This is a genomic window from Salmonirosea aquatica (assembly GCF_009296315.1).
GTDB lineage: Bacteria > Bacteroidota > Bacteroidia > Cytophagales > Spirosomataceae > Salmonirosea > Salmonirosea aquatica.
The window spans coordinates 2,732,850-2,740,000 of record NZ_WHLY01000002.1 but is presented as its reverse complement, the minus strand read 5'-3'; the positions used below and the strand labels follow the sequence as shown (position 1 = coordinate 2,740,000).

Below are 7,151 nucleotides of genomic sequence, written 5' to 3'. Positions count from 1 at the left end.
AATTCCTTCCTATATTTTGAAATGTTATCTTGGCTTGCCTGTGCTACCGGTAGCAATCATAGCGCAACGGAAACCAACCGTAGAGGTGGCTGAATCCTGCTCCATAAAACGACGCGTACCGGGCGACATCCAATAAGCTACGTCAGCCCAGGAACCTCCTTTGTACACCCGGACTTTATCACTGATCAATGAATTGCTGTTTTTGGAATCGTAATTCTTGGCCTCATCCTGATAACCGTCACGACGCAGGGAATTCAGGTCGTTGAAATCCATGTAAGAAAGGGGACGATATACGTCCTGTACCCATTCATTTACGTTACCTGCCATGTCGTATAAACCGTAGTCATTGGCCGGATAAGAGCGTATTTCCTGAGTAATGATTGCTCCGTCGTTTGAACGTCCGGCGATACCGGCATAGTCACCCTTTCCACGCTTAAAGTTGGCTAGCATGGTACCTTTGCTTTTGCCACGGGGCTGACGCAACGTAGAGCCATCCCAGGGATAAATCCGTTGGTTGGATTGGTTCTCATCAGCATATTGGGTACCAATCATACCTTTTGCCGCATACTCCCATTCAGCTTCGGTAGGAAGGCGGTAGGGAGGCAATACATAGCCACTTTCGACTGACATGCTGGACGGAGAAGCGGCAGTAGCCACCTCAGCCTGGGCAGCCTTCTTTTTCTTACCTAAGGAAATTCCCTTTTTCTTAGTACCTGCAGAAGTACCTTTGGCCGACATCGATTGGCTTACAGCGTCAGTACGCCAAGTGCAATAGTCCGTTGCCTGCCCCCATGTCACGCCAACCACCGGATACAACCGGAAGCCAGGGTGGCGAAGGTACATCGTAACATACGAATCGTTAAACGACAACTCGTTGAACCAAACATTGGTATCTGGAAGCGCCCGACGGTAGAATTCCTCGGAAGAATCGCGCTGTACGGCATTAAGATATTCCAGATAGTGGACATTGGCCACCTCAGTTTCGTCCATATAAAAGGACTGAATACTCACGGTACGCTCCAGGTTGTCGCGGGTACCCATGACGTCCTCCTCGAGAGAGCCCATAGTGAAACGGCCTCCTTCGATGAATACCAAATCAGGTCCAGCGGGAAGGGCTTTGTACTGCTTCACTTCAAATCCATCCTCTCCGTTGTAGGCCAAACCCGTCTTAGAACTGGTTTTTCCCGGTTTGAGGCTGGTCGGATTTTTCTTCTTACACGAACTGGCTACCACCAGCACCATCAGCACTAAGGCCAGCGTTCGAATACCCATACTACGCATGAAAATCATTGCTTTAAAGTGGCTTAATTTATAAAGACTCAAATGGATTAAGGTTTGCAAAGGTAAAAAGATGATGGATATTAGATACTGGATTCCGGATTTTCTCATATCCTGCTACCAATGAACTACTTGACCGGCTTGTATTACTTATTCAATTCATCCAATATACGTAAAGCTTCGTCGAGGGTTTTTACTTCCTGCCAGGAAAGAGAGAGTTTTCCTTTATTATCTTTCAAAGCCGTCCGTTTGGGATTGTTCTGAATGTATTCAATGACTTTGCCAAACCGCGGCGACTGAAAGAATCGATCGTTCTGGGAAGAAACGAAGTATCCTTTCATGGTATTGTTTTTCAAAGTCAGTTTTTCGAAATGAAGGTTTTCTGCGGCCAGACGCAGACGTACCGTCTTCAAAAGATTCTGAACTTCAAGGGGTAAAGTACCAAAACGGTCACTGAGTTCCGTTTCGAAGGCTGTCAACTCATCTTCGCCTTTCAGGTTATCCAGGCGGGTATATAACGACAACCTTTCCGAAATATTCTTTACATAAGCTTCGGGGATCAAAGTAGCCAAATCAGTTTCAATCTGGCAATCGGGCAGCAGGTCCTGAGGTACCCCCAACGCGGTGGCGAATAAATCTTTAAATTCGTTTTCTTTTAGCTCCTTCACGGCCTCGTCGAGCATTTTATGGTAAAGCTCATAGCCCAGATCATTTACAAAGCCACTTTGCTCGGCTCCCAGCAAATTACCAGCACCCCGGATGTCGAGGTCGCGCATCGCGACTTTGAAACCGTCACCGAGCTCTGAGAACTCTTCCAACGTCTGCAAACGCTTGCGTGAATCGCTGGTAAGCGTAGAAATAGCCGGTGTCAACAGATAGCAAAAAGCCTTCCGGTTAGAACGCCCTACCCTACCCCGCATCTGGTGCAGATCGGATAACCCGAACATATGGGCGGAATTAATGATAATGGTATTGGCATTAGGAATATCGATGCCCGACTCGATGATATTGGTCGAAACCAGTACGTCATAATCGCCTTCGATGAAGCGCATCATCACGCGCTCGAGGCGATCACCCTCCATTTGTCCGTGCGCTACCCCGATGCGGGCTTCAGGTACCAGTCGCAAGATGATGTTGCCAATGGACTCAATGTCGCTGACGCGATTATGAACGAAGAAAACCTGACCGCCGCGCTGGAGTTCGAAACTGACGGCATCACGAATGAATTCCTCGCTGAACGAATGTACCTCCGTCGTGACGGGTTGCCGATTGGGCGGCGGTGTGGCGATGACGGATAAGTCACGGGCACCCATGAGCGAGAAGTGCAGGGTACGCGGAATAGGCGTAGCCGTCAGCGTAAGTACGTCCACATTCACCCGCATTTCCTTCAACCGATCCTTAGCCTTTACCCCAAACTTCTGCTCTTCATCCACGATGAGGAGGCCCAGGTCCTTGAACTTCACGTCCTTATTCAAGATCCGGTGGGTACCAATCAGGATATCGATTCGGCCTTCGGCCACTTCTTTCAACGTATCTTTAATTTCCTTGCTGCTCTTGAAACGATTGATGTACCCTACCCTGGCCGGAAAATCGGCCAGCCGCTCACAAAAGGTCTTGTAATGCTGCATCGCCAGAATGGTCGTAGGTACCAGGACGGCTACCTGCTTGCTATCGCAGACCGCCTTGAAGGCCGCGCGGATAGCTACCTCGGTTTTGCCAAAACCCACATCGCCGCACACCAGCCGGTCCATCGGGTGCGATTTTTCCATGTCGTCCTTCACATCGTTGGTAGCTTTGGCCTGGTCGGGGGTATCTTCGTAAAGAAAAGACGATTCGAGTTCGGCCTGCATGAAATTGTCGTGACCAAAGGAAAAGCCGGGCGCTTCGCGCCGCTTGGCGTAGAGGGCAATCAGCTCGTGGGCAATGTCTTTGAGTTGCTTCTTGACGCGGCTTTTCTTAGCGTCCCACTCGCCCGAACCGAGCTTGCTCATGGCCGGAGGGGTACCTTCCTTACCGGTGTACTTGGCAATTTTGTGCAGGTTATGCACGCTCACATACAGCAGATCGTTGTCGCGGTATACCAGCCGCACGGCATCCTGTTCCTGACCGTTGACCTCCTGTTTTTCCATGCCCGCAAACCGTCCGATGCCGTAGTCCACGTGTGTGACAAAATCGCCGGGTTGCAGGGTTTTCAGGTCTTTCAGCGTAATCGCCTTCGACTTGTTGAATTTTACCTTGAGCTTATATTTATGGTAGCGCGCGAAAATCTGGTGGTCGGTGTAGCAGACCAGTTTGAGCTGCTCATCGATAAAGCCTTCCCGTAAAGCGATGTTCAGTGGGCGGAACTTGACGTTGGGATCGATGTCCTCGAAGACGCGCTCCAAGCGATCGAGTTGTTTGGGCTGTTCGGCGGCGATGAGGCTAAGGTACCCCTGCGCCTGGTTTTCGGTCAGGTTTTCAATGAGCCGGTTGAAGTCTTTGTTAAACGAAGGCTGCGGACGCGAGCTGTACTGAATTTTGTTTTCGTTCTTGAAATAAAACCGCCGCCCGAATTCCACGGTCTTGAAGGTTTTGATCCGATTGAGAAAACCGCGCCGCGTTTCGTACAGGGCATCCGGATTCGAAACCACTTGGACACCGCCGCCTGTCACTTGCGCCAGGGCCTGTTCCGCTTTTTCAAATGATTTTTCAATAATTTCCAGCGTCAACTCGACGTCCTTGAACCACAGTATGGCCGTTTCGGGTAAGAAACTGAGGAAGGATTCCCGCGATTCGAATTCCAGTTTTTGCTGGATGTCCGGGACAATATTGATTTGTCTGACTGACTCCACAGACAGCTGGGTTTCGGGGTCGAACGAGCGCAGGCTCTCGACCTCATCACCAAACAATTCGATGCGAAAGGGGTACTCACTGGCGTAGGAATACACATCCACGATACCGCCGCGTAACGAAAACTGGCCGGCCTCGAACACAAAATCGGTCATTTCGAAACCGTACTCGTGCAGAAATTCCGTCAGAAAACTTGGATCGAGCTTTTCACCTACCTTCACCGTGAAAGTGTTCGCCAGCAGCGACCGTTTATTGATCACCTTTTCGAAAAGAGCCTCGGGGTAGGTTACGATTTGTAACGGGGGTACCTTGGCTACGTTGAGCTTATTCAGGATTTCGGCGCGCATCAGCACACTGGCGTTATCCGTTTCTTCGTACTGGTAAGGACGCTTGTAGGAAGTAGGATAAAACAGGATATCCTCCGCGCCGAGCAGGCTTTGCAAGTCATTCTGAAAATAGGCCGCCTCATCGCGGTCGCTGAGTACATAAAGCGATAGATGGGTACCTTGGCGGCGCTGCAGTGCGGCGGCTACTACGGCGTCGAGGCTACCGACCAATCCCTTTATTTGTACACGGTCGTCGGTGGACGGATGTTGGATTTGGCTGGCGAGGAGCTGTACGTAGCTATCGCTGCCGTATAGGGTTAGAAGATCTTTTACTTCCAATGAATGCTTGAGTGAGTGAGTGAATGGGAGAAAACAAAGTACAATCGTTGAGAATCAGGGTACCCGGAATGCTTTCGCCCACGTAATTTTTATCAAATAAAAGCCAATTTTTCAAAACGCAAAAAGCCGTCGAAGGCGAAAACCCTCGTCGGCAGTTCGTATAACACCACTTTTCCTACATTTGTTGCATCTGAAAAAGCAGAACGGTCATATCGCCCGTCTTCAGTAAGTTTCTTTCAAACAAGATACCACAGTCCGGGCTTCAACGCATGACAAGTTTGCGACAACTATGATCGACTGGTTAAATCAATCCTGGGAAATAGCGTCATTCGTAACTACCCCTCTCGAAATCCTGGGCTTCGTGACGGGTGCTGTTTGTGTGTACCTCAACACACAGCAGAACGTGTGGGGCTGGTTTTTCGGAATTATCAATGCAATATTATATGCCTTCGTGTTTCTGGAAGCGCGCCTGTACGCCGACATGAGCTTACAGGGGTATTATTTCGTCACAAGTATCTACGGCTGGTGGATGTGGCTCTACGGGGGCAAAAACCATCAGGCCCTACCAGTAGCCCGAACGCCTGCCAAACTCTACGGTCTTTTCATACTCCTTTTCTTGATGGCTACAGCGGCCTGGGGATTTCTACTTAATCGCTATACAGACGCCAGCCTGAGCTATGTAGATTCCGCTCTGACGGCGGCCAGTCTGCTCGGCCAGTGGATGATGGCCCGCAAGTACCTCGAAAACTGGCTGGTGTGGATCATAGCGGACGCCTGCTATGTAGGTATGTACATCTATAAAGACTTGCACTTAACGGCCTTGCTGTACGCCGTTTTTCTAGGGCTGGCGGTGATGGGGTACTTGCAATGGCGCCGGGCTTTGGTAGCCGCTAACCCTGAAATACGCTAGCCTACCACGCCAAACGGGATTTCCTGTTCTTCGAGCAGTGTACGAATACGAGGACTATCCTCAAAAAGGATACGCAATTCCTTTTTTGCCAGGTCGTTTTCCTCGTCCTCATCGAGCCATTTCCAATCTTCGGCGGTAGCCTCCAGCAGATCGATAAGGGTAGTTAGTTTGTCGTCGGATTTTTCAGCCGATAGCCAGGCGGCACTATCCTGAATGAAAAGGACGATTTTGTCCTCCTTAATCCACTGCAAATCATTGAGTAGTTCGTCCAGTGAATCCAGGTTGTGCCCGAAATAATCCGGAAAATCGAGTGCTTCGGCTATCTGACTGTAGAAAGCCTTCGTCGTTTTAGCCTGTGCGCCCTCGATTTGGGCCAGACGCCAGCCCGGAAAGGCTGCTGCCGGATCGACGCCCGGCGCAATAAAGAGGAAATGAGTATTTTTCACGAAAAAGTCGATGGTTTGGATTAAAACTTAAAACTAAAAGGATAGCCTGGCTATATACGAGCTTTTGAAACCTGTAATCAAAAGATAAAAAAACAGCTTATTGTTCCAACAGGGCTGCTTTGGCCTTTACTTCCACAAAAGAATTGTAATGGTCGCGCGTATACCAGGCCCGGCCATCCGAGCCCGTCACAAGCCGCTCGGCTCCGCGATTTTGGTCCGCTTTCTTTGGATCCACATCCCATTCCCGATACTTGATGGGCTTTCCCTGGGCGGTAGTCTTGGGCAACAGATTCTCATAATTGCCAAACGGACGTCCACCTACGTACCCCGCCGGAGCGCGGTCATGCTCACGTACGTAATTGAGTACCTCCCTAACCTTTGAAGGTATGGTTTCCTGCGTGGTGGTACGCATAGCGGGTGCCTTCACGGCTATGGTATCCGGTTGAGTGGGAGGCTGAATCGGAGTTGGGGTAGCAGTGTCTGAAGCAATGGCTTTGGCGATTCCAGCGGGTTCTTCCTGGGTATTACTATCCGAATTGGAGCGACAACCTACCAGGCCCAAGGCGATCAGTATCGTCAGTCGCCCCAGTAGACGGAAGAAACCATGTTTTTTTAAGTTAGGCATTCCATTCTGTTTTGTTTGAAAAAATAACCCACAAAAAACCCTTCCTGTAGATTATAGGAAGGGTTTCATTACTCATTAAGCGTCTGATGGCTTAGTTTAAGGAAAAAAGAGGTAGGCGCAAAGCCACTACGTTGTTGAACATCAGTTCCGAAATCGTGGGGCTCATATAATCAATAAGGGGAAAATCCGAAACAATACTCATCACTTCGATCTCACTTTCTGCTTTTACCACACACCACAGTTTAGTACGGTCGGCCGTCAGGGCGTAGGACATGAGTGTCCCCTGCTCCATCAGGTCGTTGACCATTTGCCGCTGGGCGGGCACTTTGCTCACAAATTCTTCGGTCATAATGGCCGGAAGTTGTATCTCTACCATGAATTGGCTCATACTGGATGGT

6 protein-coding genes are annotated in these 7,151 nt (G+C 49.7%); 1 reads left to right on the top strand and 5 read right to left on the bottom strand.

Translation table 11 applies throughout. The features are described from left to right. Positions 1-24: 24 nt before the first annotated feature. Positions 25-1,281 carry a gliding motility lipoprotein GldJ gene (gene gldJ, locus GBK04_RS12515; protein ID WP_152766067.1) on the bottom strand — a complete coding sequence of 419 codons (1,257 nt, stop codon included), beginning with the start codon at positions 1,279-1,281 and terminating at the stop codon, positions 25-27. A 143-nt stretch (positions 1,282-1,424) separates the two neighbouring features. After that, a complete protein-coding gene (gene mfd, locus GBK04_RS12510) occupies positions 1,425-4,772 on the bottom strand; it encodes a transcription-repair coupling factor (protein ID WP_152760142.1) in 3,348 nt (1,115 codons plus the stop codon). Positions 4,773-5,061: 289 nt separating this feature from the next. Between mfd and pnuC the strand changes: the two genes are divergently transcribed. Continuing rightward, positions 5,062-5,682, top strand: coding sequence for a nicotinamide riboside transporter PnuC (gene pnuC, locus GBK04_RS12505; protein WP_152760140.1), 621 nt, complete (start codon positions 5,062-5,064; stop codon positions 5,680-5,682). On the opposite strand, the gene GBK04_RS12500 is transcribed toward pnuC, so the two are convergent. The 3 genes from GBK04_RS12500 to GBK04_RS12490 form a co-directional block, all read right to left on the bottom strand. Then, a complete protein-coding gene (locus GBK04_RS12500) occupies positions 5,679-6,128 on the bottom strand; it encodes a barstar family protein (protein WP_373330930.1) in 450 nt (149 codons plus the stop codon). The genes pnuC and GBK04_RS12500 overlap by 4 nt on opposite strands. A gap of 97 nt (positions 6,129-6,225) precedes the next feature. After that, positions 6,226-6,753 (bottom strand): guanyl-specific ribonuclease, encoded by a 528-nt coding sequence (locus GBK04_RS30600; protein ID WP_373330929.1) that lies wholly within the window; start codon positions 6,751-6,753, stop codon positions 6,226-6,228. Between the two features lie 91 nt (positions 6,754-6,844). Continuing rightward, positions 6,845-7,141, bottom strand: coding sequence for a muconolactone Delta-isomerase family protein (locus GBK04_RS12490; protein WP_152760139.1), 297 nt, complete (start codon positions 7,139-7,141; stop codon positions 6,845-6,847). Positions 7,142-7,151 lie beyond the last annotated feature (10 nt).